Annotated in this window: 25 protein-coding genes, 1 tRNA gene and 2 pseudogenes; 24 read left to right on the forward strand and 4 right to left on the reverse strand. The window is 34.4% G+C overall.

Annotated elements, in window-relative coordinates; genetic code table 11:
• The first annotated feature begins 66 nt into the window (after positions 1–66).
• From HALSAC_RS0113845 to HALSAC_RS0113870, 6 genes are all read left to right on the forward strand, one after another.
• Complete coding sequence (locus HALSAC_RS0113845; RefSeq protein ID WP_027340768.1) at positions 67–396, forward strand: PTS lactose/cellobiose transporter subunit IIA; 330 nt, start codon at positions 67–69, stop codon at positions 394–396.
• A 3-nt stretch (positions 397–399) separates the two neighbouring features.
• The gene (locus tag HALSAC_RS0113850) at positions 400–1,716 is read left to right on the forward strand and encodes a 6-phospho-beta-glucosidase (RefSeq protein ID WP_027340769.1); all 1,317 of its coding nucleotides are present in this window, start codon (positions 400–402) and stop codon (positions 1,714–1,716) included.
• Between the two features lie 292 nt (positions 1,717–2,008).
• A complete protein-coding gene (gene chbG, locus HALSAC_RS0113855; protein ID WP_027340770.1) occupies positions 2,009–2,764 on the forward strand; it encodes a chitin disaccharide deacetylase in 756 nt (251 codons plus the stop codon).
• A 2-nt stretch (positions 2,765–2,766) separates the two neighbouring features.
• Positions 2,767–3,930, forward strand: coding sequence for an anhydro-N-acetylmuramic acid kinase AnmK (gene anmK, locus HALSAC_RS0113860; RefSeq protein WP_027340771.1), 1,164 nt, complete (start codon positions 2,767–2,769; stop codon positions 3,928–3,930).
• 91 nt (positions 3,931–4,021) lie between these two features.
• Positions 4,022–4,414: an amidohydrolase family protein gene (locus tag HALSAC_RS16685; protein ID WP_027340772.1), complete on the forward strand. Its 393-nt coding sequence runs from the start codon at positions 4,022–4,024 to the stop codon at positions 4,412–4,414.
• 118 nt (positions 4,415–4,532) lie between these two features.
• Entirely contained in the window at positions 4,533–5,387 is an 855-nt protein-coding gene (locus HALSAC_RS0113870; RefSeq protein ID WP_035571929.1) for a MurR/RpiR family transcriptional regulator, read from the forward strand.
• A 188-nt stretch (positions 5,388–5,575) separates the two neighbouring features.
• Here the strand turns inward: HALSAC_RS0113870 and HALSAC_RS0113875 are convergent, their stop codons facing one another.
• The gene (locus HALSAC_RS0113875; RefSeq protein ID WP_027340774.1) at positions 5,576–6,253 is read right to left on the reverse strand and encodes an outer membrane beta-barrel protein; all 678 of its coding nucleotides are present in this window, start codon (positions 6,251–6,253) and stop codon (positions 5,576–5,578) included.
• A gap of 292 nt (positions 6,254–6,545) precedes the next feature.
• On the opposite strand from HALSAC_RS0113875, the gene HALSAC_RS0113880 reads away from it, so the two are divergent.
• The 7 genes from HALSAC_RS0113880 (at position 6,546) to HALSAC_RS17725 (ending at position 14,500) form a co-directional block, all read left to right on the forward strand.
• A complete protein-coding gene (locus tag HALSAC_RS0113880; protein ID WP_027340775.1) occupies positions 6,546–7,583 on the forward strand; it encodes an iron ABC transporter substrate-binding protein in 1,038 nt (345 codons plus the stop codon).
• Positions 7,584–8,169: 586 nt separating this feature from the next.
• Complete coding sequence (locus HALSAC_RS0113890; RefSeq protein WP_027340776.1) at positions 8,170–9,801, forward strand: ABC transporter permease; 1,632 nt, start codon at positions 8,170–8,172, stop codon at positions 9,799–9,801.
• Positions 9,802–9,918: 117 nt separating this feature from the next.
• Positions 9,919–10,974, forward strand: a complete 1,056-nt coding sequence (locus HALSAC_RS0113895; protein ID WP_035571932.1) for an ABC transporter ATP-binding protein — start codon at positions 9,919–9,921, stop codon at positions 10,972–10,974.
• A gap of 287 nt (positions 10,975–11,261) precedes the next feature.
• Positions 11,262–12,779: an AbgT family transporter gene (locus HALSAC_RS0113900; RefSeq protein WP_027340778.1), complete on the forward strand. Its 1,518-nt coding sequence runs from the start codon at positions 11,262–11,264 to the stop codon at positions 12,777–12,779.
• A 212-nt stretch (positions 12,780–12,991) separates the two neighbouring features.
• Positions 12,992–13,894 carry a DUF8173 domain-containing protein gene (locus tag HALSAC_RS0113905; RefSeq protein WP_027340779.1) on the forward strand — a complete coding sequence of 301 codons (903 nt, stop codon included), beginning with the start codon at positions 12,992–12,994 and terminating at the stop codon, positions 13,892–13,894.
• Positions 13,895–13,935: 41 nt separating this feature from the next.
• Positions 13,936–14,205, forward strand: coding sequence for a late competence development ComFB family protein (locus HALSAC_RS0113910; protein ID WP_051412243.1), 270 nt, complete (start codon positions 13,936–13,938; stop codon positions 14,203–14,205).
• Positions 14,206–14,365: 160 nt separating this feature from the next.
• Complete coding sequence (locus tag HALSAC_RS17725; RefSeq protein WP_281172362.1) at positions 14,366–14,500, forward strand: hypothetical protein; 135 nt, start codon at positions 14,366–14,368, stop codon at positions 14,498–14,500.
• 29 nt (positions 14,501–14,529) lie between these two features.
• On the opposite strand, the gene HALSAC_RS0113915 is transcribed toward HALSAC_RS17725, so the two are convergent.
• From HALSAC_RS0113915 to HALSAC_RS0113920, 3 genes and pseudogenes are all read right to left on the reverse strand, one after another.
• A complete protein-coding gene (locus tag HALSAC_RS0113915) occupies positions 14,530–15,771 on the reverse strand; it encodes an EAL domain-containing protein (protein ID WP_169730102.1) in 1,242 nt (413 codons plus the stop codon).
• Between the two features lie 149 nt (positions 15,772–15,920).
• Positions 15,921–16,124 (reverse strand): annotated as a pseudogene (locus tag HALSAC_RS17575) (IS256 family transposase); the annotation flags it as partial.
• Positions 16,125–16,311: 187 nt separating this feature from the next.
• Positions 16,312–16,587, reverse strand: a pseudogene (locus HALSAC_RS0113920) (hydroxylamine reductase); the annotation flags it as partial.
• A 448-nt stretch (positions 16,588–17,035) separates the two neighbouring features.
• Here HALSAC_RS0113920 and HALSAC_RS0113925 point away from each other — a divergent pair.
• From HALSAC_RS0113925 to deoC, 11 genes are all read left to right on the forward strand, one after another.
• Positions 17,036–17,485 (forward strand): S-ribosylhomocysteine lyase, encoded by a 450-nt coding sequence (locus HALSAC_RS0113925; RefSeq protein WP_027340783.1) that lies wholly within the window; start codon positions 17,036–17,038, stop codon positions 17,483–17,485.
• Between the two features lie 98 nt (positions 17,486–17,583).
• The gene (locus tag HALSAC_RS0113930) at positions 17,584–18,339 is read left to right on the forward strand and encodes a tetratricopeptide repeat protein (RefSeq protein WP_027340784.1); all 756 of its coding nucleotides are present in this window, start codon (positions 17,584–17,586) and stop codon (positions 18,337–18,339) included.
• Positions 18,340–18,653: 314 nt separating this feature from the next.
• Entirely contained in the window at positions 18,654–19,778 is a 1,125-nt protein-coding gene (locus tag HALSAC_RS0113935) for a BMP family lipoprotein (protein WP_027340785.1), read from the forward strand.
• 85 nt (positions 19,779–19,863) lie between these two features.
• Entirely contained in the window at positions 19,864–21,393 is a 1,530-nt protein-coding gene (locus tag HALSAC_RS0113940; protein WP_027340786.1) for an ABC transporter ATP-binding protein, read from the forward strand.
• Complete coding sequence (locus tag HALSAC_RS0113945; protein WP_035571936.1) at positions 21,393–22,454, forward strand: ABC transporter permease; 1,062 nt, start codon at positions 21,393–21,395, stop codon at positions 22,452–22,454. Before HALSAC_RS0113940 ends, HALSAC_RS0113945 begins: the two co-directional genes overlap by 1 nt.
• The gene (locus HALSAC_RS0113950) at positions 22,454–23,344 is read left to right on the forward strand and encodes an ABC transporter permease (protein ID WP_027340788.1); all 891 of its coding nucleotides are present in this window, start codon (positions 22,454–22,456) and stop codon (positions 23,342–23,344) included. Before HALSAC_RS0113945 ends, HALSAC_RS0113950 begins: the two co-directional genes overlap by 1 nt.
• 58 nt (positions 23,345–23,402) lie before the next feature.
• Positions 23,403–23,479, forward strand: a tRNA-Arg gene (locus tag HALSAC_RS0113955).
• A gap of 196 nt (positions 23,480–23,675) precedes the next feature.
• Positions 23,676–24,005, forward strand: a complete 330-nt coding sequence (locus HALSAC_RS16085) for a hypothetical protein (protein ID WP_051412244.1) — start codon at positions 23,676–23,678, stop codon at positions 24,003–24,005.
• A gap of 213 nt (positions 24,006–24,218) precedes the next feature.
• Complete coding sequence (locus tag HALSAC_RS0113965; RefSeq protein WP_027340789.1) at positions 24,219–24,932, forward strand: DeoD-type purine-nucleoside phosphorylase; 714 nt, start codon at positions 24,219–24,221, stop codon at positions 24,930–24,932.
• Between the two features lie 146 nt (positions 24,933–25,078).
• Positions 25,079–25,234 (forward strand): XapX domain-containing protein, encoded by a 156-nt coding sequence (locus HALSAC_RS0113970; RefSeq protein WP_027340790.1) that lies wholly within the window; start codon positions 25,079–25,081, stop codon positions 25,232–25,234.
• Positions 25,235–25,275: 41 nt separating this feature from the next.
• The gene (gene deoC / locus HALSAC_RS0113975; RefSeq protein ID WP_027340791.1) at positions 25,276–25,950 is read left to right on the forward strand and encodes a deoxyribose-phosphate aldolase; all 675 of its coding nucleotides are present in this window, start codon (positions 25,276–25,278) and stop codon (positions 25,948–25,950) included.
• Positions 25,951–25,982 lie beyond the last annotated feature (32 nt).

Here is a 25,982-nt window from a genome sequence, read left to right on the forward strand (position 1 = left end):
TTAAAGTTTTTAACTAAAAGTTAGTAGCTAGAGACTAGTAGCTAATATATAAAGGAGGAGTTTTTTATGAATATGGAAGAAATTTTGTTTTCAATTATTGTTAATGCAGGTGAGGCAAGGGGTAATGCATATGAAGCGTTAAAGATTGCTCAAAAAGGAGAGTATAATTCTGCTAAAGAGAAGTTAAAGGAAGCCGAAGGTGGTATTGGTGTAGCTCATGGTGCTCAAACTGATCTAATCCAAAAGGAGATCAATGGAGAAGATATAGATATGTCTCTTTTATCAGTACATGCTCAAGATCATTTGATGACAACAATTGCAGAAAAGAGTCTGATAGAACATATGATTGGACTATATAAGCGTATTGAAGAGTTAGAAAAAAGGATGGAGGGATAATTCATGGAAGGTTTAAAGATTGCTGTAATCGGTGGTGGAAGTAATTATACTCCAGAGTTGCTCGAAGGGTTTATTAAAAGAGCAGATGAACTACCTGTAAGAGAGATTTATCTTGTAGATATTGAAGATGGTAAAGAGAAGTTAGATATAGTAGGAAACCTTGCTAAGAGAATGGTAGAGAAATCAGGTTTGGATATAGATGTTAAGCTTACTTTAGATAGAAGAGAAGCTATCAAAGATGCCAATTTTGTAAGTACCCAATTTAGAGTTGGCGGTTTAGAAGCTAGATCTAGAGATGAGAGAATACCTTTAAAGTATGAGGTATTAGGTCAAGAGACTACAGGGGCGGGTGGTTTTGCTAAGGCTATGCGAACTATTCCTGTGATTATGGATATCTGTAAGGATATTGAGGAATTGGCCCCAGATGCTTGGTTGATCAACTTTACCAATCCAGCTGGATTAATTACAGAAGCTATATTAAAGCATACCAATGTTAAGACAATAGGTCTATGTAACGTACCTATCGGTATGGTTAAGATGGTTGCTAAGATATTAGAGGTTGATAGTGATAGAGTTAAGATGGACTTTGTAGGGTTAAACCATTTAGTATGGGGCAAGTGTGCTTATCTAGATGGCAAAGATGTAACTATGAAGGTAATTGATAAGCTAGCTGATGGAGCAGAGCTTACTATGAAGAATATTCCTGATCTTAACTGGGATAAGGATCTTTTAGAATCTTTAAAGATGATTCCTTGCCCTTATCATAGGTATTACTATATGACCGATGATCTGGTGGCTGATGAGATAGAAGCAGCAAATAGTGATAAAGGAACTAGAGCAGAGCAGGTTATGGGAATCGAAAAACAGTTATTTGAGGTTTATGATGATCCAGAGTTGGATATTAAGCCACCACAATTAGAGCAACGTGGAGGAGCCTATTATTCAGATGCAGCAGTATCATTGATCAGTGCAATCTATAATGATAAGAAGGAAGTTCATACTGTAAATGTTAGAAATAATGGTACAATAAAAGGCTTGCCCGATGATGTTTCTATCGAGGTTAATGCCCTTGTAGATAGCACTGGAGCCCACCCAATTACAGTTGGAAAGCTACCACCGACTATTTATGGGTTGATTCAAAGTGTTAAGGCCTATGAAGAGTTATCTGTAGAAGCAGGAGTTAGTGGAGATTATGGACTATCTTTACAGGCCTTGGCTTTACATCCTTTAATCCCCTCTGTCAAAGTAGCTAAGGGGCTATTGGATGAGATTATAGAGCAGAACAGAGATTATTTACCACAATTTAGTAATAAAGCATAGCTTTCGTAAAAATTATATTTGTAGGGTGAACCTGTGTTGATATGGTTTTGGCGAAGGGTCTGCTAAGACCCAGAGATTCACCAGAAATAGAATCTCATTAATATTTGATCTAATCTTTTGAAGATATAACGGTTAGTATATCATTTCGGGTAGACCTACAAGTTTTAAAAAAGCAAAAATTCTCCGTGAAAACCGCATAAACCGCATCCACATAGGTCTGCACCTACATTATAACGTTTAAGTGCCACTTAGCTATTTATATTCTAAACTCGAAGATTGGAGTTGATAAGAAATGAAGAGGTTAATTGTTAATGCCGATGATTTTGGTTTGACTGATGGATGTAATGAAGGTATTATCAAAGCGATGAAGGATGGGGTTGTTAGGGCTACAACTATTATGATTAACATGTCTAAGGCTCAAGATGCTATAAAGTTAGTTAAAGAGAATGGTATAGAGGGCTTAGGGCTTCATTTAACCTTGACCTGTGGAAGTCCAATTTCTTCTTTAGATAAAGTTCCTACCTTAATAGCTGATGAAAAAAGGTTTTATAGAAGAAGGGGAGAGCTTTTGCCAGTTATGAATTTAAAGGAGGTTGAATTTGAACTTAGAAATCAGATTGAAACCTTCTTAGGGAGCGGATTGACTTTAACTCATTTAGATAGTCACCATCATATTCATAGTGATGATGGGGTAAGAGGAGTTGTAATCAAATTGGCTAAGGAGTATGATTTACCTTTACGCCAACCAAATTCTCAAGTTAAAGAAGAGATAAATCGAGAGGGTGTTATGACAACTGATCATTTCAGTATGGACTTCTATGGAGAAGGGGCCAACGTAGAGAACCTAAAGAAGATAATTAATAGCTTTGAAGGTGGAACAATTGAGATTATGACCCATCCTGCTATTGCTGATGAAGAGTTAAAAGAGATCAGTAGTTATAATGAGCAAAGAGAGAGGGAGTTAGAGGTCTTAACCAGTACAGAGCTTAAAAAGTACTTAGATGATAAGGAAATAGAACTAATAGGTTTTATGGAATTGAGGGATTAGATATGCAGAAACTATTAAATATCTACAATAAAGATAAACGTTTAGCAATTGGTCTTATGTCGGGAACCTCTTTAGATGGTATAGATGCAGCTTTAGTAGAGATTAAAGGTAAGGGCTTTGATACCCAGGTTGATTTGATAAAATTCAATAATCATCCCCTAGATAAGAAGTTAAAAAGTAAGGTTATGAGAGCTTGTTCTATAGAGGAGTCATCGGTTGATTTAATCTGCCAGTTAAACTTTGACTTAGGGGAAGAGTTTGCTAAGGCTGCTTTAGATACCTGCAAAGTGGCAGGTGTTGCACCAAGTGAAGTCGATTTGATAGGCTCTCATGGTCAGACTATTTACCACCTTCCTCAAAAGAGCACTTTACAGATTGCTGAACCAAGTGTTATTGCTGAGAGGACAGGAATTCTAACAGTTGGAGACTTTAGAGTTAGAGATGTAGCTACAGGGGGACATGGGGCTCCCTTAGTACCCTATACTGAATATATTCTTTATAGCAATCAAGATAAGACTCTTGCTCTTCAGAATATAGGTGGAATAGGGAATGTGACTATAATCCCTAAAGGGGCCAACTTAGATGATGTCTATGCCTTTGATACAGGGCCAGGGAATATGATCATTGATGCCATAGTTTCTCTTATTACTAAAGGTGAGCTAGGTTATGATAAAGATGGTAAGCTTGGGGGCAAAGGTAAGGTTATACCTCATCTTTTAGATGAATTGATGTCCACCCCTTATATCCAAGCTAAACCACCTAAGACTACCGGTAGGGAAGATTTTGGTCTCCAATTTAGTAAGAAGCTCTTTACTAGGTGCAGAGAGTTGGGGATAAAGGATGAAGATATGGTAGCAACGGTAACAGCTTTTACCGCTAGATCTATTGCTTATAATTATAAAAGGTGGGTTATGCCTAAAAATAATTTAGATGGAGTGATAATTGCAGGGGGAGGTAGCTATAATCCTACTTTGATCAATATGATTAGAAAAGAGTTAGATGGTGTTACAGTTAGATTACAAGAAGACCTTGGTTATTCTAGTGATGCCAAAGAAGCTATAGCTTTTGCTATACTCGCTAATGAAACTATAAATGGAAATTCAAATAATGTTCCCAGTGTAACAGAAGCTGATAAGCCGGTGATTATGGGAAAGATTAGTTATTGATAGATAATAGATAGCAGATAATTGCCCTATAAAGAGCTGCTCTCTTTGTATGGCACACGGTATATTAATATAAGGAGGTTATAACTATTATATGTTTGATAATTTCTTTAATAAGGTTAACCTTTCAGAGGATAGAATAAATATACCTAGTGGAGATATTGATAAATTAGAGGAATTCTGTAAGGAGTATGATCAAAAGATAGATAGGGCTGGGGGTATAGACCTACAGGTTTTGGGGATTGGGACCAATGGTCATGTAGGTTTTAATGAACCAGATCATATCTTAAAGACAGGAACCCATGTGGTGGAGTTGGCCCAAGCTATAAAGTTAATCAGCTTAAATCCAGCCAAAAGGTTGAATTTTGAAGATAAGAAGGGGAGCATTAAAAAGGGTAAAGATAGAGACTTAATAGTTCTTGATTCTAATTTTAATGTTAAAAGAACCTTCATAGAAGGAATAGAGGTTTATACATCTAGTATTTGATGGTAGATACTTGCTTAGTTTTTTGTTATAATTAAATGGTATGTAGGACTAGTTGAAATTAATAGTAATAAAGTTTCACTTTGTTACTATAATTATAGAGAGTAGGGAGCAGATAAATATGTTAAAAGGAATTCTAACAAAGATTAAACAGGGTCTAAAGACCTTTAAACCTTCAGAAGAGAAGATTGCAAGGTTTATTTTAGATAATCCAGATAGAGCTATAGGGTTATCAATAACAGATCTAGCTAATTTTAGTGGAACTAGTGAAGCTAGTGTAGTTAGGTTTTGTAAAACTTTAGATTTGAAAGGTTATAAGGACCTTAAGCTATCTATATCTTATGATCTATCTACTTCTTCAGATAAGGAGGGTATTATCCATGAGAAGATAAAGATAGGAGATAAGCCTAATGATATCTTAGCTAAGATATCTGCTGGAAGTATGCAAGCTATTGAGGATACCAAGGAGGTTTTAAGTCTTGACAATCTTGAAAAGGCTATTGATAAAATAAGCGAGTCCAAAAGAATTTATATCTTTGGTATAGGTGCTTCAGCAATAGTAGGTTTAGACCTTCAGTATAAATTTATGCGAATTAATATTCCAACCTTTGCTTTCTTAGATAGTGATATGCAATTGACCTCAGCAACCAATATGGAAGAAGGGGATGTAGCAATAGGTATATCTACCTCTGGAAGGACAAAGGATGTTATAGAAGCTTTAAAAGAAGGGAAAAAGAGAGGGGCAACAACTATAGCTATTACTCAGTATGGTCAGTCGCCAATATTAGAATTTTCAGATATAGATTTATTTATAGCTTATGTAGAGAATACCTTTAGAAGTGGGGCTATGGCTTCTCGGATAGCCCAGTTAAACCTTATAGATACTATCTTTATGGGGGTAGCTGCTAAAAGACATAACCAGGTCTTTGAAAGTCTAAAGGATACTAGAGAGATAGTTGAAGATAAGAAATATTGATTAGTGAAGAGTAATGAGTGATGAGTAATCAGTAGAGAACCTAGGAGCATTTAGTCAAATGCTCCTAGGTTCTTTTGTTATCTAGAAAATTATGATTCTTTAGATATAGTGGTTAACTTTAACATCAGAACTTAATCACTGTCAGATCTTTTGAATTTAAGGTTTTTTAGGTTTAAGCTGATAGCTGACTAAAATCTTGTCTCTAAACCAAAGAATATACCTGATTGGTTATTGTTTAGACTTTCTTCTACTTCTCCATCTTCCAATAGAGATGTATTGCTTTTATCTTTATATCTTGTGAAGCTATAACCAACCCTTCCTGATAGGTTATCGGCTATCTTTATCTTTGTACCTATTTTACCGAAGTACTTGCTATTAGTATTACTTATACTTTTATCCTCTTTGCCTTCAATTCTGCTTCGGAAGTTGGCCCTAGGACTAAAGTTAATCTCTCCAAAGGCTGAGAATTTATCATCTAACTTTACTTCTCCTTGACCCCCGATATTAAACCCAGATTCCTTAGAAGTTACCTCCATTTCGGGGAAGTAAGTTGAAGATAGGTGAGCACTGCCATAGTCATACCCAATTCCTAAACTCCCTTTTAAGTTCTCTGTGTTAAAGATATCTTTCATTATAGATAGATTAGCCTTACTTATATCCAATCCTATGCTATATTGATTTATCCTGCTGAAGTTATAATCTCCTTTTAATCTAAATCCATTATTCAGAGTAATTTCTCCTCCAATCTCTTTAAAGGAGGTATCTGCTTCAAGAATTTCAAAGTAGAATAGATTATCTGCATATCCTACCTCCTGTAGACTGACTATTGTCAATAAAAGAACAATTAATATAAGTATCTTCTTCATTTTCTTCACCTTTCTAGTCTTTTTAATAGTGTTAGTGTCTGTGTCAGCAAATTCAAGAATTTAAATTCTAACTGACACAGACACTTAATTGCTATTAATAATATTCTATCACTTTATCAACTTTAAATCATAGTAAAGTTATGGGAAAAATAAAATTTCTTTTAATTACCTCTTGACAGTGATAATGGTTTTCAATATAATAAGATTGTGAGCTGGAAATGATAATCGTTTTCGGTTAAAAGAGCTAAAAACTCTACATAATAATATTTATAAAATATAAGGAGGAAGAAAGATGTTTAAGAAAAGGACTTTATTAGGAGTAGGAGTATTGGCATTAGTTTTATTGTTAAGTTTTAGTAGTACTACAGAGGCCTTCTTTGGTTGGTTTAGAAGGGGTAACCAAGAGGAGATAACCATTTATTCTGGAAGATCTGAAAATTTGATTGGACCAGTATTTGATAAGTTTACTGAAGAGACAGGAATTGAAGTAAATGTACGATATGGAGATACTGCAGAGTTGGCTGCTACAATTCTAGAAGAGGGTGATAATAGCCCTGCAGATATCTTCTTTGCTCAAGATGCAGGTGCATTAGGAGCATTAGCTAGGGAAGGTCGCCTTCAAACTTTACCTCAAGAGTATTTAGATAAAGTTGATTCTAGATTAAGATCACCAGAAGGGGAATGGCTAGGTATATCAGGAAGAGCTAGAGTTGTTGCTTATAATACTGACCAGGTTAATGAGGATGAACTACCTGATACTATCTGGGGTTTTACAGAGCCTGAATGGGAAGGACGTATCGGCTGGGCACCTACTAATGGATCTTTCCAAGCCTTTGTAACAGCTTTGCGTGTTATAGAAGGGGATGAGAGAGCAGAGAAATGGTTACGTGGAATCCAAGCTAACAATCCACTTAGGTACCATAACAATACAAGTACTGTAGAGGGAGTTAGCAGAGGAGAAGCACATATAGGTTTTGTGAATCATTATTACTTATTTAGATTCTTAGCAGAATATGGAGAAAGCTTCCCAGTAAGACATTTATATACCACAAATGATGCCGGTTCTATGATCAATATAGCAGGTATAGGAGCTTTGGATACTGCTGATAATGATAAGGCAATCAATAAGTTTATAGAATTCTTGTTAACACCAGAGGTTCAACAACACTTTGTTGAGGGAAATAATGAATATCCAACTGTAAAAGGTATGGTTGTAGATAATCCATTACTAAAGCCTTTAGAAGAGATTAATACTCCAGATATCGATTTATCTGATATTGAAGATTTAGAAGGAACATTAGAGTTATTATCAGAAGTAGGAGCATTATAATTAGGAAGTTAAATTATATTAAAAACCTAGAAACTGTCAGTTAGACTGGCGAGTTCTAGGTTTTTATTTTTTGTAAAAGTGAAGGTTAATAAGTAATTAAGTGTCACTTTCGTGCCACTAGTAATGGGTAATCAGTAATGAGTAATGGGTAAAACCTTAAAAAACCCCTTTGTTGCCTAAATTTGAATAAGAGGTCTTTAGGTTTTAATCTTACTCATTACTCGTCACTCATCACTGATTACTAGTTGCACAAAAGTGCAACTATATTACTATATAGTTTCAATAAATCTCATAAAACCTCCCTTAAAAAACAAAGTAAAATCATAAGAATAATAAGATTCCTTCTATTTACCTCTTGACTTTGATAATTGTTTTCAATATAATGAAAGTTGTAGTTGTCGATTGAAATTATTACTAAATTCAAGGATGATATACATACTAAGATAGTACTAGTTAATGGGAGGGCTAGGATGATAAGAAGAAATGTTTTTTTAAATATTTTTGAAAAAAGTCGGAATTTATTCTTGGAAATTAATAGATACTTGAGCTTCTTGACAAGAAGTGCTAAAAAGGTGGAGGATATATAATGGAACTTAAATTTTCAGATATAGGTGATAAAATAAATTTATTTAGAAAGGGCCAACTGACTTGGCCTTTTAAGGCTCCGGCATTTATATTGATTCCGGTGGTTTTTGTAGCCCTTGCTATGTCGTTACCTTTGTTTTATTTGATTATAAGGGTATGGGGAGCAGAGGACTTTTTAGATTTACTCTTACGTGAGCAGACAATAAGGGTATTGTTGAATACTGTAGCTTTAGCTGGGGCAGTGACCCTTTCGACTATAACTATTGCTGTTCCTCTTGCTTGGCTTACAGTAAGGACTGATCTTCCTGGGAGGAGGATATGGTCAATCTTAACTATGGTTCCTCTTGTAATACCATCCTTGGTGGGGGGGTTTGCTTTTGTAGCCGCCTTTGGATATGGTGGGATAGTTCATCTTTTCATTACAGATCTCTTTAATATATCCTATAACCCAGGTATCTATGGTTTTTTTGGGGCCTGGGCAGTTTTAACCTTATTAAGTTATCCTTATGTTTTATTGTCGGTAAGAGGTGCTCTTTTAGGGATGGATCAATCCCAAGAGGAGGCTGCGCGCACCTTGGGCCAAAGTCCTTGGCAGATATTTTGGAAAGTTACCTTTCCTCAATTGCGTCCTGCAATTGCTGGAGGTGGGCTTTTAGTAGCTCTTTATACATTAAGTGACTTTGCTGCAGTATCATTGTTGCAGTTTGATTCTTTTACTAGAGTTATCTTTCTTCAATATCGAGGTTCTTTTAATCGTACTTATGCTTCTGTGTTGGCCCTTGTATTGGTCTTATTAACTATGTTTATCGTTAGTTTGGAGATGAGAACTAGGGGTAAAGATCGTTATCATAAAGTAGGTAGTGGTGCAAAGAGGAAATTAATGAAGGTTTCTTTAGGCTATTGGAAATGGCCTGCACTTATATTCTGTACTATAATCGTTTTATTGGCTTTGGTCCTACCAGTTGGAGTTAGTCTTTTCTGGCTTATTCGTGGTTTGATACAGGGAGAAGTCTTTATATTGCGTTGGGAGGCAGCTTTTAACTCCTTCTATGCTGCTAGTATAACTGCTATAGTTGGTATAATAGTAGCCTTACCTGTAGCTATACTATCTGTAAGATATAAAAGCAAGGCTAGTAGCCTTTTAGAGAAGGTGACATACGCAGGTTATGCTTTACCTGGTATAGTAGTTGCTTTATCTTTAGTCTTCTTTGGGGCCAACTATGCAAGCTCTTTATATCAGACTATGCCATTATTAGTCTTTGCTTATATTATCTTATTCTTACCTCAAGCCATGGGGTCATTGCGTAGTTCTTTATTGCAACTTGGCCCAAATATTGAAGATGCAGGTCTAACTATGGGTTGTTCTAGATTTAAAATTTTACGCTCTGTTACAATACCTTTGATTCGCCCAGGGATATTGACAGGGGCAGCCCTTATTTTTTTAACGACAATGAAGGAGTTACCAGCAACTATGTTGTTAAGTCCAATAGGTTTTCGTTCCTTGACAACGGAGATATGGAATGCTACTACTGAAGCATTCTATACCCGTGCAGCGGTTCCAGCTTTATTATTAGTTATAATATCTTCCTTTTCATTGTGGATTTTATTCTCACAAGAAGAGAAGAGTTACTAATTGATAGTTGTCAATTGATAGTTGATAGTTAAAAGTTTTAAAATTATTAGAGGTTTTGATTAACTATCAATTAGCCATTATCAATTATCAATTTGAAATAAGAAGGAGATGGATTATATGATTATTGAATTGAGTAATGTTACTAAGAATTTTTCGGGATTTGAGGTTCCTGCAGTTAATAAAGTAAGCTTTGGCGTAGAAGCAGGTCAGATTGTCACCCTTCTAGGGCCAAGTGGATGTGGAAAGACCACTTTATTACGTTTGATTGCTGGTCTTGAGCGCCCAAGTGATGGAGAAATAGTAATTAGAGGAGAGAGGGTAGCCTCTAAAGATTCTTGGATACCGCCAGAGAAGAGAAGTGTAGGTATGGTCTTTCAAGATTATGCTCTCTTCCCACACCTTAGTGTAGAAGAGAATGTTGGCTTCGGTCTTAAGGATAAAAAGGGATCTAAGGCTAAGATTTTGGAGACTTTAGAGTTAGTAGGTTTGGCAAGTCAGGTTAAGAAGTATCCAGCAGAGCTATCTGGGGGCCAACAGCAGCGAGTAGCCTTGGCCCGAGCTCTAGTAAGAGATCCTGCAGTAGTTCTTTTAGACGAACCCTTTAGTAATTTAGATATGAGCTTACGGGAGAAGATGAGACGTGATGTAACCCGTATTATTAGAAAGAGCAATGCTACAGCTATCTTTGTCACCCATGACCAAGAAGAGGCCTTATCTATATCTGATAAAATAATTGTTATGAATGAGGGTAAGGTTGAACAGAAGGGGACACCTAGAGAAATCTATGAAATCCCCGAGACAACCTTTGTAGCCTCCTTTGTTGGGCAATCTAATCTAGTAGATGGAATTATAGATTCTGATGGCAAGAGCGTAATAACTGATCTAGGAACCTTTTCTTGCCAGCATCAACATACCAAAGGAAAGCAGCCGGGTGATAAAGTTACTATATCAATTCGTCCTAATAGCTTAAAGGTAGATCCTCAAGGGTCGATTGAAGGGATAGTTGAGGATGTTTTATATAAAGGTGATATCACTGATATTGTTGTAAGAGTATCCTTAGATGAAAAGACCTATAACCTCTTAGTTCATGTCAATCCAGAACGGATAATTAAAAGAGGAGATGAAGTTTCTATTAATATAATGCCCACCTGTGTAGCTGGTGTAGCGAAATAACCTTCACAATCTTTTTGGTGAAGGTTATGAGCACGGAAGGTCTCTTGAGACCTGTAGGGAAGGCTTTCATATTACTCCGAGCATTCAAGCAAATGAGCACGGAAATAAAGGCTTTTGACTAAGCCTTTATTTTTTGTGGTTTAACAGTAACAAAGCTAATCAAAATACTCATCTAAAACTTTTTTCAAGAAGTATGCAGGAATTTAGATTAAATCTATAGAATTACTAATGTCAGTATGCAATATTAAAATTTTTAGATTTAAATTAAAAGAGGAGGAGTATTATTAATGAGTAGTAAGAAGAAAAGCATGACGGATCGATTTTTAAGCGGGGTAGAGCGAGTAGGGAATAAGTTACCCCATCCAATCACATTATTTTTTATTTTGGCTGGTTTGACTTTGGTTTTATCATGGGTAGTAAGTTTATTTGGGATTAGTGTAAATCACCCGGGGACTGGAGAGACGTTAGAGGTTACTAATTTATTATCTAAGTATGGTATTAGAAGAGTATTCTCTGAAGCAACGACCAATTTCACAGGTTTTGCGCCTTTAGGAACTGTATTGGTAGCTATGTTAGGTGTAGGTGTTGCTGATAAATCAGGTCTTATCAGTGCATCTTTGAAGAAGATGGTTCTAGGTGCTCCTGATAAGTACATTACAGCAGCAGTTGTATTTGCTGGTATTATGTCCAATGTGGCATCTGATGCAGGTTATGTAGTTTTAGTTCCTTTAGGAGCTATTATTTTTGCAGCTAAGGGAAGACATCCTTTAGTAGGTTTAGCAGCGGCCTTTGCTGGTGTTTCTGGTGGATTTAGTGCTAACCTTTTGGTTTCAACTTTGGATCCACTATTAGCAGGGTTGACTCAAGAGGCAGCTCAATTAATAGATCCAGCATATACAGTAGCTCCAACAGTTAACTGGTACTTTATGATTGCATCTACTTTCTTGATCACTTTAGTAGGTACTTGGGTGACAGAGAAGGTTGTAGCACCTAGATTTGGAGAATATACAGGAAGTTATGCTGAAGAGTTAGAAGAGTTAACTGATGTTGAAAGAAAAGGTCTTAGATGGGCTGGAGTTTGGTTGTTAGTAGCAATTGGTGTAATCGCTGCAATGACTATTCCAGAGGCTGGAATATTAAGAAATGATGCAGGAGAAATTATTAAAGGTGCAAGTCCTTTTGTAGCAGGGATGGTACCGATGATTGCTATATTCTTCTTTGTACCAGGTCTTGCTTATGGTATAGCTACTAAGACAATTAAGAATGATTCAGATGTGGCAGGATTTATGTCAGAGTCCATGTCTGATATGGGTGTTTATATAGCTCTATCCTTTGCAGCAGGTCAGTTTGTTGCTTACTTTAACTGGTCAAACATAGGTACTGTTCTAGCTGTAGGTGGGGCCAACTTCTTAGAGGCTATTAACTTTACTGGTCTACCATTGATTATTGCCTTTATCATTGTATCTGGTATAATCAATATCTTTATTGGTAGTGCTTCTGCTAAGTGGGCAATTATGGCTCCAGTATTTGTACCGATGCTAATGCAGTTAGGTTATAGTCCTGATTTTGCTCAGATGGCTTATAGGATTGGTGATTCAACTACAAATATCATCTCTCCATTGATGCCATATTTTGCAATTATCATTGCTTTTGCTAAGAAGTATGATAAGAATATAGGTATTGGTACTTTGATATCGACAATGTTACCTTATTCAATTGCATTCTCAATAGTTTGGACTATTATGTTAATTATATGGTTTGTATTTGGATTACCAATTGGACCAGGTGCAGGATTATTCTATTAATAAATATTCAACTTCTACCCTTAAAAGGGTGGAAGTTTTTTTATTTTCTCCTTGTTTAAAGGTTATAATTAAAAGGAAGTGATTATTATAAAAGTTTCTTAGGATAAAATTTCAAAATTTAAAGGTTAATTATGGACTTATAATGAATAATATAGTTATAAAAGGATTAACTTTTTATTAAGTGTTTTAATCAAACTAAGAGGAGGAGATGAATGAAGAAGGGTTTTATAATTTTTATGTTGGCTGTTTCTTTAGTCTTTGTAGTTTTATCCTCAGATATTTTGGCTCAACCTGATGAAGTTTTAATAGTAGATAGTAATGAAAGTATAATTAAGATAATGGATGATATTTATATAAGTGAAGAGATGGTTGTGGATGGTGATGTTGTAGCGATTATGGGTAATGTAAAGGTTGATGGTAGAGTAAAAGGTGATCTTGTTTCTATAATGGGTAATATTGATATCAATAATAAAATTGATGGTGATCTTGTGTCGATAATGGGAAGGGTCAATGAAGGGCCAACTGCTCAGGTTGGTGGAGATAATATTCAGATTATTGGTGGAAGAGGAATAATTATAAGGGATAAGTTTAAGTTTTCTCTACCACATAATCTATTTAGATGGTCTTTTAGGATATCTAGATTTCTTATTTTATTGGCTTTAGTTGCTCTAACCTATGCTTTATTACCTAAACAAGAGGAGGCTATGGCCTTGGCCCTTGAGGAAGAGCCTCTAAAAAAAATTGGAAAGGGTTTTTTATCCTTATTAGTATTTCCGCTAATTATTGTTGCTACATTATTATCTATTGTAGGTATTCCTTTAGTTCCTTTTATAATAATCGCTTTTTTTATAATTAGATTTATCGGTTATATAGGAGTTGCCTTATTTGTAGGAAATCGAGTTAATAATACAGCAAAAGCTAATATGAATGTCTACCTTAGACTATTAATAGGTGTAACTATTCTATGGTTGGTGAGATTAGTGCCTGTGATAGGAGTATTGACCTCTATAATTGTAACAGCCTTTGCTTTAGGGTTAATTTTGGATACAAAGTTTGGTACAGGTAACCCGTGGTTTAAGAGGTATGAGGTTGATGATTCTTCAGATGAAGATTAGTTATATATGGTAATAAAAGCTAATTAGCAGGGGGGATGAAGATGAATAACAATTTATTAGAGGTAGAAGTAGTTGAAAAGATAAAAGAGGTATTATCTGAGAGGGAAGATTTATGTGACTGTAAGCAGTGCCAAAGGGATATCTATGCTTTAGCCTTAAAAAACCTTCAGCCTAGATATGCAGGGAGTGAAGAAGGCAGAATACTCTTAGATAGTGTAGATATTTCTAGTACTCAAACTAAGATGGATATACTAAGAGTGGTAGTTGAAGCGGCTCAAAAGGTAAGCAAACTACCTCACCATAATCGTTAAATCAGATAGTAGATGATAGATAAGAGATAATAGAGAGTAGACTTAGAAAACACTTATCCATAGGATAAGTGTTTTCTAGCTTAGTTGAATAAATTAGATCTTTTAAAGAGTTATAAAGGATGGAGAGCTCTTAGAGCAGAATAATTTAGACTTTAATTGGTTGTATAATGAATTGAGAAAGTGTTATGTAGGGGATATTTTAGATTTGGTATTGGCTATTTTAAACACCGATGGGTCAGTGTATATAAACCTTAGAGATAATAAACCTAAGTATACGCAGAAGGTGGAGGACTAATATTAGTTTGAAATTTTTATTTTTGTTGATTAATAGCTCAAATCACAACATAAAACTTTATCTCCACCTTCTGTAGAAAACATTATAGATAGCGTAAGACACATATGAGCTCCAGTTATAGATAGGTAGGGGTCACTTACCTGTAACTGATTAGGGTGAAGAAGAGCATTCTTTAGATAAGGCTTTCTAAACCAATCAGCACTATTAGTATCATAAAGAGGTTTGAAACGGATATCTCCATTAACTAAAGAGTTTGATGCAATTGTATCACCAATCTGCACACCATTAGGTTTAAGTAAATAACATCGAATAACTTCATCTTCATTTAAAATAAATTGACAGCTTTTTTTAAATGAATATCCTTTTTTGATTTTATTAATAATTATTGATAAAAATTCTTTGTATTTATTATATTCTTTTTTATTTACCTTCTCTTTTTTTAGTTCATTCTTTTTATAATCTAAAAATATATCTTCTAAAGAAAGATTGATTTTAGATGAAGATTCTATATCTAAAGATGGCTTAGCAAAGTAATATCCTTGCACAAAGTCTACACCGCTTTCTAAAGCAATCATAGTCTCTTCTTTATTTTCAATCCCCTCTATTAATACTAAAGATCCTGTTTGGTGTAGTAGTGAGACTATTCCAGAAAGTAGTTTCTGGATCTTCTTTTCTTTCGATGCTTTTAATAAAAAAGATCGATCCAGCTTAACAATATCTGGATTTAAAGTCCATATTCTATCGAAGTTAGAATGACCAGCACCAAAGTCATCAATAGCTATTAGACAGCCAATATCTTTATAATAATTAATATTTTCTAATAAAAGTTCATTATTTTCGATAGGATATTCTACAATCTCTATAACTATTCTATGAGGAGGCAGGTTAAATTTTTCTAAAAGTTGAGAGAAAAATTGACCAAAATATTTTCCCTTAATAATGGTTTGGGGGGACACATTTAAAAAAAGCCAATTAATATCATTGTTCTTCTTGCTAAAGTTATCTATATGAAGGTATCTACACAACCTGTCTAATAGTATAGCTTCAGATATTTCATATTTTTTAGTAAACAAGGAAGCTGGACTAATCCATCTTTTTGAATCATCCTTAACTCTAACTAAGGCTTCATATCCTATTATTCTTTTATGGGCCAAGCTGAATATAGGCTGTACTGCTGTGTAGAGATTAAGATTATTAAATCGAGCAATTGATTGATCTTCTTTACATTGGATTAGTTTGCTAATCTGATCTATACTTATATTATTTTCCACAATAATCACCTACATAATAGATTTTAAAGAATGTTATGAGTATATAATATTCTTTTAAGTTATAACTTATTTATAACAGAGATATAGGTTTGTGTCAAGTTTATGTTACCTTTTAGGGTAGTGTCAATAATTTTATGTACATAAAATTATTAATATCGCTCCTCAAAAAATGTTGAAATTTTTCTTGCGCAATCTTATACCTTTTCATTATAATAATTCACTTCCAAGTAAATCAGTTTTTCAGCTGCTTCTAAATTAGGTAAACTATTAGTTCTTTCTATCCAGCTAGTAGTATAAATTGATTTTCTAATAGAACTAGGATATTTGAAAAAAGCTAATAATTTATTTTTATTAATTCATAAATATTTACTTGACCATTCAATAGTTCTTGGATTATACTATTTATATGGAATCTTCCTTTGAGTTGAGCGGTTTTTTGTGGTGATTAATCATTTCAACTTTTCAAGGAGGATTCTTTTTTTATTGTAAAGTCATTTACACATAATATTGTACACTATCTCTTTTTATATTTATTATATACTATCCTAACATCTTCTTTAGATCTTCTTGTACGTCCCCAGTTAATTGTAGATTAAAGTTATCTTGTAATACCTTTACTACATTTTCAGATAAGAACTCTGGAGCTGACGGGCCAACATAGATATCTTGGATACCTAGGTTAAATAGACCCAATAAAATAGCTACCGCTTTTTGCTCAAACCATAATAGCACAATACTCAAAGGTAGATCATTTACTTCACAGTCGAAGGCTTCAGCTAGTGCTAAAGCAATCTTAACAGCTGATCCTGAATTGTTACCCTTTTCTTTCTTGTTCTTAAAAAGATCAAACATTTAGTTTCCCCCTTGTATTAATTTTCAATTTATCTTTCTTATTAATAGTACCCCAATAATTTAAATTTTTTTGTGAGATAGATCACTTTAGCCCAAAAAACCGAAAAAAAAGATTTGTTTACCCTGTAAAAGTTCAGGGTTTTAGGAATTTGGAATCAGCGCAGATGATTTTGCACTTGAGGTTTAAGAAGGTCAAGGTCAAAGGCATTTACGCTGACTAAGATCTGATAAGAGCGGATAAGGATCTGATTAAAGCATTGATAATAGCCAATAGCTAGTAGCTACTAGCTAAACTGAAGTTTTAATCTTTTAGCTTAAGGCTCAAAGCTGATCTTATTAATTAAAGCAGGATAATAATCGCTGATGGATAAATAATATTAGTAACTATAATAAAGAAGGAGTTGTATTAACTATGAAAGAAAGTAAAGTAGAGAGTTTTGAATTAGATCATACAAAGGTGGAAGCGCCCTATATTAGAGAGGCGGTAGTTTATGAGAATGAGGAGTTTGGAGTGGTGAGTAAATATGATATTAGAGTAGCTCAGCCAAACCAAGATTTCTTGGCCCCAGGTATTATTCACTCTATGGAGCATCTTTTAGCTTATAATATTAGAGATATTATCCCAGGGGTAATTGATTTATCTCCAATGGGATGCTTAACTGGATTTTATCTAACCCTTTTTGGAAGAAGAGATATAAATCTTATTAGAGCAAAAATTGTAGAGACCTTTGAAGAGGCTAGTAAGACTGAAGAGGTTCCAGCTACTAATGAGGTTCAGTGTGGAAATTATAGATTGCATAATCCAGAGCTTGCTAAGGTCAGATTGGCCCAATTTGCTGATAATATAAAGAAGAAACTCTAGATTTAATTGCAGGAATTTTCACCTTTAGATAGAATATTTTAATTAAGAGATTATTTAAGTGCTAATAATCTCAATAATTAATCTGGTGGTGATTATAAATGAAAAGAGATTATAAAATTATTATATTAGTAACATTATTGGTAGGGGCTATAATCGTTAGTTCTTCTTTTATAGCTTTAGCAAATTCCGATGATGGATTGACTGACTATCAAAGGGGATTAAGGCATTTTAGAGCAGGGGAATATGAGGAAGCAATTCCAGAGTTAATTAAAGCTATTTCTGATAGCTCTGGACAGATGTATCCTCATTATATTTTAGGTCTTAGTTATAGATATACCGGCCAACTAGAGGCTGCTAAAACTCAGCTAAAAGCAGCTCATAAGGCTAATCCTAGCCATTATCGTGTTATGGTTAATCTAGGAAGAGTTTATTTGGATTTAAGGGAGAATGATGAGGCAATAGAGATATTAGAAAAGTCTATTGAAGCTAATGATTCCTTTGCCGATGCTTATAATGTCCTAGGTAGGGCTTATATGAATAAAGGGAACTATGAAAGAGCAATTGATAATTATATAGAAGCTAGTGAGTTAAATCCTAAAAATTATTATGTTTTAAATAATTTAGGTTTTGCTTATATTAGTACTGGAAGATATGCAGATGCTATACCTGTTTTAGAGAGGGCTACTGCGTTAAATCAACAACTTCCTTATATCTATAATAATTTAGGTATCTCTTATGAAAATGAAGGAGATCTAGTTGGTGCCAAGCAAGCTTATCAGAAAGCTTTAGAGATAGATCCTAATTACAGTAGAGCAGAGGTTAATTTAAATAGAGTTGAGAGAATGTTAAATTAATGATTGTTGGCCCTTAACCTGTACAGGTTAAGGGCCTTTTGGATTATGTTATTATCTAATTCGATTTATAGAAGAACCGATGATTTTAATTTTAAGTTCAAGATTTAATAGCAGATAATATAAAAGGTTTTGCTATGATAAGCATTAAAAAGTAATGCTAACAAAGTATATTTTAAGTGTGTAGGTGGTGTTTTTTTATATATTTATAGATAAAAAATTACGATTTTATAGAGGAATATAAAATTTGGTGTTGAATTTGTGTTAATGGTAGTTAAGAATGTTTTAAAATTAAATTAATCTCTAGGAGGGTGAAAATGAAAAAAACAATTTTAATGTTATTAGTATTATTAATGTTAACATCATTGTTAGTTGGTTGTGGAGGAGAAGAAGAAGTAACAACCGAAGAAGGTTTAAAAGTAGGAATTGTATTATCAAGTGGTGGAAAAGGTGATATGTCTTTTAATGATTCAGCTTTAAGAGGATTAGAAAGGGCTAAAGAAGATGGGCTGATTGCCGATTTTCAATATATGGAGCCTCGTGAAACTGCTGAAGCAGAGAGAAACTTACGTTTTTTAGCAAGTAATAACTTTGATTTAGTTATTGGAGTAGGTTTTATGCAAGAAGATGATATTGCACTAGTTTCTAGTGAGTTTCCTGAAACTAAATTCGCTATTATCGATGCTGTAGTAGAAAATGATAATGTTGCATCTTTGGTTTTTGCTGAGCATGAAGGTTCATTTTTAGCAGGAGCTTTTGCGGCTTTAATGACAACTCGTAATGAGCTTGATGGTATTAAAGAGGATACTGTAGTTGGGTTTTTAGGTGGTATGGATATGCCATTAATCCGTAAGTTTGAGCTAGGTTATACAAGTGGAGTTGATTATATTAATGAAGTTAAAGGTACTGATGTAAGTTATAGAGTTGCTTATGCTGGAAGTTCACCAGCCGCTTTTAATGATCCAGCAACAGGTCAAGAGATTGCTTTATCTCAATATGATGCTGGAGCAGATATTATTTATCATGCTTCTGGTGGAACTGGTGGTGGATTATTTAGAGCTGCCCAAAGTAGAGGTTTATATGCTATTGGTGTAGATTCAGATCAAGATTGGGTTGCTTCTGGTAATGTCTTAACTAGTATGCAAAAGAGAGTTGACAACTCTGTTTATGATACGGTATTAGCAATTACAGAGGATAGATTTGAAGCTGGTATTCAAGTTTATGGATTAGAGAGTGCAGGAGTAGCTTTATCCCCATTAGATAGAGTGGGTGTAACAGTTGAAGAAGCATATGAAATGGGTAATATAAGCGAAGAGGATTTAGCAAGAGTTAAGGATATGAAAGAGATGATTCCTCAAGATATTATTGATGAGATCGAAGAAATTAGAGAAAAAATTATTTCTGGTGATATTGTAGTGCCAGATTATATGTCACAAAATTAGCATATATGTCTAATTATAAACAAGTTGCTAAATGAATTTAGCAACTTGTTTATAATTTCTTTATCTTTAGTAGGGAGGTCTAAAAATGGGAAAGATTCTACAAATGAAAAATATTACCAAAAGGTTTCCTGGTGTTTTAGCCAATGATAGGGTTAACCTGGATTTAGAAGCTGGTGAAATACATGCATTAATTGGAGAAAATGGTGCTGGAAAATCTACTTTAATGAGTATTTTATTTGGTATTTATAAGCAAAATGAAGGGGAAATTTATTATAAGGGCCAAAAGTTAGATATTAACAATCCTAATGATGCTATTGATGCTGGAATAGGTATGGTTCACCAGCATTTTATGTTAGTTCCTACTTTAACTGTAACAGAAAATATTATTTTGGGATCTGAACCTACTAAATCTTTAGGGAGAATTGATATTGATAAAGCAGTTGCTAAGGTAAGAAAGCTTTCTCAAGAGTATGGTTTAGAAGTTGATCCTTTAGCTAAAATTAAGGATATATCTGTTGGTATGGAGCAAAGAGTAGAAATTTTAAAGGTTTTATATCGTCAAGCTGAAGTTTTAATCTTTGATGAACCTACAGCAGTGTTAACTCCTCAAGAGGTAGAAGGTCTATATAAGATAATGTATAATTTAATCGATCAGGGGAAATCGATTATTTTTATTACTCATAAGTTAAAAGAGGTCTTATCTGTTTCTGATCATATTACTGTATTAAGAAAGGGTAAGTCAATTGGTACAGTAGAGACTGCACAAGCTTCTGAAAGAGAGTTGGCCCAAATGATGGTAGGTAGAGAAGTTTTGTTAGAGGTTGACAAGGAACCTGCTAATCTAGGTGATGTTAGAGTTGAGGTTAAAGGTTTAAATCTTAATGATAATAAAGGAGTTAAAGTTTTAGATGATATAAATTTCCAAATTAGAGAAGGCGAAATTTTGGGCATTGCAGGAGTAGAAGGTAATGGTCAAAGTGAGTTGGTTGAAGTTTTAACGGGTTTAACTAAGGCTACTGAAGGTATCTTTAAATTAGAGGGCCAAGAACTATTAAATTCTACAGCACGTAATATTAGAGAAGCTAAAGTTGGTCATATTCCTGAGGATAGGCATAAACATGGTTTGGTTTTAGATTATTCAGTTGAAGATAATTTAGTTTTAGGACACCATTATAAAGATCCATTTGCTAAAGGAATCAACTTTGATTTTAATGCCTTAGAAGATAATGCTAAGCGTTTAATTAAAGAGTATGATATTCGTCCAGCTAATAAAGATGCTAAGGTAAAATCTTTTTCTGGAGGGAATCAACAAAAGGTTATTGTAGCACGTGAATTTGACTTTGGCCCAGAATTATTAATAGCTTCTCAACCAACCCGAGGAGTTGATATTGGTGCCATTGAATTTATTCACAAAAGAATAATTGAACAAAGAGATGCTGGTAAGGCTGTTTTAGTAATCTCAGCTGAATTATCAGAGATTATGTCTTTAAGTGATCGAATTGCTGTTATGTATGAAGGGAGAATAGTTGACATAGTAGAAGCTGATAAAGTAACTAAAGAAGAGTTAGGTTTATTAATGACAGGTGGAAGCAAGTCGAAGGAGGAATCAAAATAATGTCAGGCATAGAGTGGAATAAAGTTTTAAAAGAAATGGCTATTTCTTTAGTAGCTATATTTTCTTCATTTATAATTGGTGCTATTGTGGTTTTATTATCAGGTTATAACCCTATTCAAGCTTATCATGCTTTGTTATATGGAGCTTTTGGTAGTTTGAATAATATAGCAGACACATTACTTGCTACTACCCCTCTTATTTTTACGGGAATGGCAGTAGCTTTTGCTTTTAGGTGTGGTCTATTTAATATTGGTGGAGAAGGTCAGCTATTGGTAGGAGGGTTGACTGCTGCTTGGGTAGGTACATTTCAAGGTATTCCTATGTTAATTCATTTACCTTTGACTGTTATGGCAGCTATGCTTGCTGGTGCATTATGGGTCTTTATTCCAGCTATCTTAAAAGCCAAGTTGGGTGTACATGAAGTAATAACTACAATAATGTTTAACTATATCGCTTATAGTTTAGTAGCTTATATAAGCTTAAAAGTTTTGGCTAGACCTGGAACTGTACAAACTCATACTATTGAAGAAAGTGCTAAGTTTTGGAGATTTTCAAATTTGATAGACATGCATTCATACCTTAATATTGGTTTTGTAATTGCTTTAGCGGTTTTAGTTATTGTTTACTATTTACTGTGGAAGACAACTATTGGTTATGAAATTAGAGCTGTAGGTATTAGTCCTGATGCTGCTGAATATGGAGGGATTAATTCTGCTCGTAATATAGTAATAGCTTTGATGATTAGTGGTATGTTAGCAGGATTGGCTGGCGCTGAAAGGGCTTTAGGTTTATTTTATAATTATCGTAGTGGTTTTTCTGCTGAGTATGGCTTTACAGGTATTGCGGTTGCTTTGTTGGGAAGAAATCATCCCCTTGGTGTATTATTAGCAGCTTTATTATTTGGAATTTTATCTAATGGTAGAACTTATATGAATATGATGGCTGGTGTTCCTGTTGATTTAGTTGTAATTTTACAGGCAGTTATCATCTTATTTGTATCGGCTGATTTGGTGTTTAGAAGGTTATTTAAATTTAAGAAAAACGGAAAGGGGGATGAGTGATGGATATTTTGACCCAGATATTTAATTTACAGACCCTTTATGCAACAATAAGAATGGCTACACCATTAGTTATAGCAGCTATTGGAGGAATCTTTTGTGAAAGGTCTGGAATAATTAATATTGCTTTAGAAGGTATGATGTTAATGGGAGCTTTTATAGCAGTCTTGATTAGCTATTTTACAGGTAGCCCTTGGTTAGGACTAATTGGTGCTACAGTTTTTGGTGGTGTTTTTGCTGTTATTCATGCTTTTGTTAGTATAAAATATCACGCTGATCAGGTTGTTAGTGGAGTAGCGTTAAATATGTTAGCAGCAGGAGGAACAGTATTTTTATTAAATGTATTCTTTAATACTTCTGGAACTTCACCAGCAGTTAATTCTTTGCCTTACTGGGGTCCTTTTAAACCAACAGTTTATTTTGGTCTTTTATTTGTTTTAGTAGCCCATTATGTAATATTTCACACTACTTTTGGTCTTAGGGTAAGGTCAATTGGAGAACACCCTCATGCAGCTGATTCAGTTGGTATAAATGTAGAGTTAACTAGGTATATATGTGTTATTATTAGTGGTATGTTGGCTGGTTTTGCTGGAGCTCATCTATCTTTGGGTGTGCTAAATATCTTTAGAGAAGGGATGACAGCAGGAAGAGGGTTTATAGCTTTAGCAGCTATGATTTTTGGAAAATGGACTCCTTTTGGAGCTTTAGGAGCAGGGTTGTTATTTGGTTTTTTCCAAGCAGTACAAATACGCTTACAAGGATTTGCAATTCCTAGTGAATTTGTACAAATGATACCTTATATCTTTACTGTAGTTGCTTTAGCTGGAGTTATTGGTAGAGCTACTCCACCAGCGGCAATTGGTAAGCCATTTAAGAAAAATAATAGGAGTTAATATTTCTAATTAAAACTTGCATTTTATAAAAAAATCATTTATAATTTTTAATAGTTGTGGGGCTATAGCTCAGTAGGATAGAGCGACAGACTCCTAATCTGTAGGCCGCAGGTTCGACTCCTGCTAGTCCCACCATTTTATAACAGAAAACATAAAATGTCGATTTGTTCTAATCTTTTCAAAATAAACTATATATTAATAGGATTGTTTAAAAGCTTAACCTTTTTAGGTTAAGCTTTTTTATTTCAAAAAATTTTTTAAAAATAATAATTATTTGGTATTTTATCGTATGATAAATCATAAACTATTGAAGAAGGAGGTGAGTAAATTAATGAAGCAAGGTGAATATGAAATTCATAACCACCTTCCTAAATTCGATAGAATGGAAGGTATGTTCAACAATGAGGAATTTAATAATGAAAATTCACAAGAACTAGGGTTAGGTAGGGTTTCTTTTCCTCACACTGAGGTAGAGACAGGTGTTAACACCGGCTTTAAGAATGAAGTTGCACAGATAACAGGAAGATTTAGTGATCAAGTAGTTATGGGGTCTCCTGCTACAGAGACAGAAGATATGAATATTGGACGCACTGGACTTGAAGATGTTATCGAAGCTTCTGAAGAGGAGTTAGCTAATAAGATGAAAAAAAGGGAGAATTAATTATAGATAAAGATAAGATCTCGTTTGAGATCTTATCTTTTTTATTTGTTAGCTTTAAATAAATACGTGGTTGAAAACTGGAAGAGATTATAAATTTAAGATATTTTCTTAAACCCCCTTGACAAAAAAGGAAAAGGATAATAAAATGGTATTGTAAGACGTCAGACCTTTATAAAAGGATATAAAATATTAATAATAGAATGGGGTGGTAATATGCCAATTCATGTTGAAGCAAAAGAAGGTGAAGTAGCAGAGATTGTTCTGTTACCTGGAAATCCAGAAAGGGCCAAATATATGGCTGAGAACTTCTTGGAGGATCCAAAATTGTATACAACTTATAGGAAGATGTATGGCTACACAGGTAAATTTAATGGTGTAGATGTATCAATTCAGAGTACAGGGATGGGAGTTCCTTCAATTGCAATAGTCTTAGAGGAACTTAAGATGTTAGGAGCTAAGACATTGATTAGGGTTGGAACCTGTGGTGCTTTAAGAGATGATTTAGAACAAGCAGATTTAATTATTGCCCAATCATCAGCAACAATTGGAAGCACAATTAATAAGATGACTTCTGATATAACATTAGCACCGCCAGCAGACTTTGAATTAATTAAAAATTTATACGAGAGTGCTATTGAATTGAATATGCCAGTTTATGTTGGTGAGATAGCAACATCAGACTTCTTTTATGGCAAAGGTGAAGATTATGCCCAAGATTTAAAGAAGATGGCTAAAAGAGGTGTCTTAGCAGTTGAGATGGAGACTGCAGCCCTTTATAACATTGCAGCAAAGTATGGATTGAAGGCAGCTACTGTACTTACGGTATCTGACCATGTCTTCACGCAGATAAGAGCTGATAAGGAAAAGATAAAAGAAGGCGTAGATAAGATGACAAGAATGGTTTTAGATACAGCAACGAAATTGTAGCAATCAGCTATTAATCGTCAGCAGTCAGCTAAAGATTAATCCTTGCTGTTAGCTGATAGATGAAGGCTGATACCTATAAATTATTTTGCTCATGAAGTTAGTGAGCGGGAGGGCGAGGGAATTAATCAAAAGAAGGAGGAGTGGATATGACTCAAATTTTAACTGCAACTATATCTGGTCTTGCTGTAGGAGCATTGTTCTCTTTCTTGAAACTACCTGTTCCAGCGCCACCGACTATTGCTGGGGTTATGGGAGTAGCAGGAATATATTTAGGCTTTATTTTAGTAAATAGTTTAGTATAATCTAAATTAGGTTAATCCCATAATTTACAGGAGGTAATAAGATGGATAAGAACAAGATTGCTAATATGATTGATCATACAGTTTTAAAAGCAGATACACTTAAGGAAGATGTTATCCTTAAGTGCCAAGAGGCAAAAGAATACAACTTTGCTTCTGTCTGTATAAACCCTACATTCGTCTCTTTAGTTAATAAGGAACTAGAAGGTACACCTGTAAAAGTTTGTACAGTAATTGGATTTCCTTTAGGAAATAATACAGCAGAGACTAAAGCTTTTGAAACTAAAAATGCCATTAAAAAGGGTGCAGATGAGGTCGATATGGTTATCAATATCGGGGCAGTAAAATCTGAGGCTTGGGATGTAGTTAGAGAGGATATTAGTGCTGTTGTTAAAGCAGCAGAGGGCAAGGCTATTGTTAAGGTAATTATTGAAACTTGCTATTTGACCCAAGAAGAGAAGAGGAAGGTATGCAAAATCGCTAAAGAGGTTGGAGCAGACTTTGTTAAAACCTCTACTGGCTTTGGAAGTGGTGGAGCAACTGTAGAAGATATCACTCTAATGAGAGAGGTAGTTGGAGAAAAACTAGGAGTTAAAGCTTCTGGAGGAGTAAGAAGTATAGAAGATGCCCAAGCTATGATTGAAGCCGGAGCTACTCGAATTGGTGCTAGCTCTGGAGTTAAAATTATAGATGGTATAGAGGTGACAGAAGGGTATTAATATCTTTATACCAACACTGTTAGGCGCTATAT

Source organism: Halonatronum saccharophilum DSM 13868 (assembly GCF_000517025.1).
Classification (GTDB): Bacteria; Bacillota; Halanaerobiia; order Halobacteroidales; family Halobacteroidaceae; genus Halonatronum; species Halonatronum saccharophilum.

Bases quoted from the DNA above. Each gene is read 5' to 3' on its own strand.
- anmK (WP_027340771.1), top strand. From the start codon at position 2,767: ATGCAGAAACTATTAAATATCTACAATAAAGATAAACGTTTAGCAATT.
- HALSAC_RS0113845 (WP_027340768.1), top strand. From the start codon at position 67: ATGAATATGGAAGAAATTTTGTTTTCAATTATTGTTAATGCAGGTGAG.
- HALSAC_RS0113910 (WP_051412243.1), top strand. From the start codon at position 13,936: ATGAATAACAATTTATTAGAGGTAGAAGTAGTTGAAAAGATAAAAGAG.
- HALSAC_RS0113950 (WP_027340788.1), top strand. From the start codon at position 22,454: ATGGATATTTTGACCCAGATATTTAATTTACAGACCCTTTATGCAACA.
- HALSAC_RS0113870 (WP_035571929.1), top strand. From the start codon at position 4,533: ATGTTAAAAGGAATTCTAACAAAGATTAAACAGGGTCTAAAGACCTTT.
- HALSAC_RS0113970 (WP_027340790.1), top strand. From the start codon at position 25,079: ATGACTCAAATTTTAACTGCAACTATATCTGGTCTTGCTGTAGGAGCA.
- HALSAC_RS0113895 (WP_035571932.1), top strand. From the start codon at position 9,919: ATGATTATTGAATTGAGTAATGTTACTAAGAATTTTTCGGGATTTGAG.
- HALSAC_RS0113935 (WP_027340785.1), top strand. From the start codon at position 18,654: ATGAAAAAAACAATTTTAATGTTATTAGTATTATTAATGTTAACATCA.
- HALSAC_RS0113905 (WP_027340779.1), top strand. From the start codon at position 12,992: ATGAAGAAGGGTTTTATAATTTTTATGTTGGCTGTTTCTTTAGTCTTT.
- HALSAC_RS0113850 (WP_027340769.1), top strand. From the start codon at position 400: ATGGAAGGTTTAAAGATTGCTGTAATCGGTGGTGGAAGTAATTATACT.
- HALSAC_RS0113945 (WP_035571936.1), top strand. From the start codon at position 21,393: ATGTCAGGCATAGAGTGGAATAAAGTTTTAAAAGAAATGGCTATTTCT.
- HALSAC_RS0113875 (WP_027340774.1), bottom strand. From the start codon at position 6,253: ATGAAGAAGATACTTATATTAATTGTTCTTTTATTGACAATAGTCAGT.
- deoC (WP_027340791.1), top strand. From the start codon at position 25,276: ATGGATAAGAACAAGATTGCTAATATGATTGATCATACAGTTTTAAAA.
- HALSAC_RS0113925 (WP_027340783.1), top strand. From the start codon at position 17,036: ATGAAAGAAAGTAAAGTAGAGAGTTTTGAATTAGATCATACAAAGGTG.
- HALSAC_RS0113880 (WP_027340775.1), top strand. From the start codon at position 6,546: ATGTTTAAGAAAAGGACTTTATTAGGAGTAGGAGTATTGGCATTAGTT.
- HALSAC_RS0113965 (WP_027340789.1), top strand. From the start codon at position 24,219: ATGCCAATTCATGTTGAAGCAAAAGAAGGTGAAGTAGCAGAGATTGTT.
- HALSAC_RS16685 (WP_027340772.1), top strand. From the start codon at position 4,022: ATGTTTGATAATTTCTTTAATAAGGTTAACCTTTCAGAGGATAGAATA.
- HALSAC_RS0113940 (WP_027340786.1), top strand. From the start codon at position 19,864: ATGGGAAAGATTCTACAAATGAAAAATATTACCAAAAGGTTTCCTGGT.
- HALSAC_RS16085 (WP_051412244.1), top strand. From the start codon at position 23,676: ATGAAGCAAGGTGAATATGAAATTCATAACCACCTTCCTAAATTCGAT.
- chbG (WP_027340770.1), top strand. From the start codon at position 2,009: ATGAAGAGGTTAATTGTTAATGCCGATGATTTTGGTTTGACTGATGGA.
- HALSAC_RS0113890 (WP_027340776.1), top strand. From the start codon at position 8,170: ATGGAACTTAAATTTTCAGATATAGGTGATAAAATAAATTTATTTAGA.
- HALSAC_RS0113900 (WP_027340778.1), top strand. From the start codon at position 11,262: ATGAGTAGTAAGAAGAAAAGCATGACGGATCGATTTTTAAGCGGGGTA.
- HALSAC_RS0113930 (WP_027340784.1), top strand. From the start codon at position 17,584: ATGAAAAGAGATTATAAAATTATTATATTAGTAACATTATTGGTAGGG.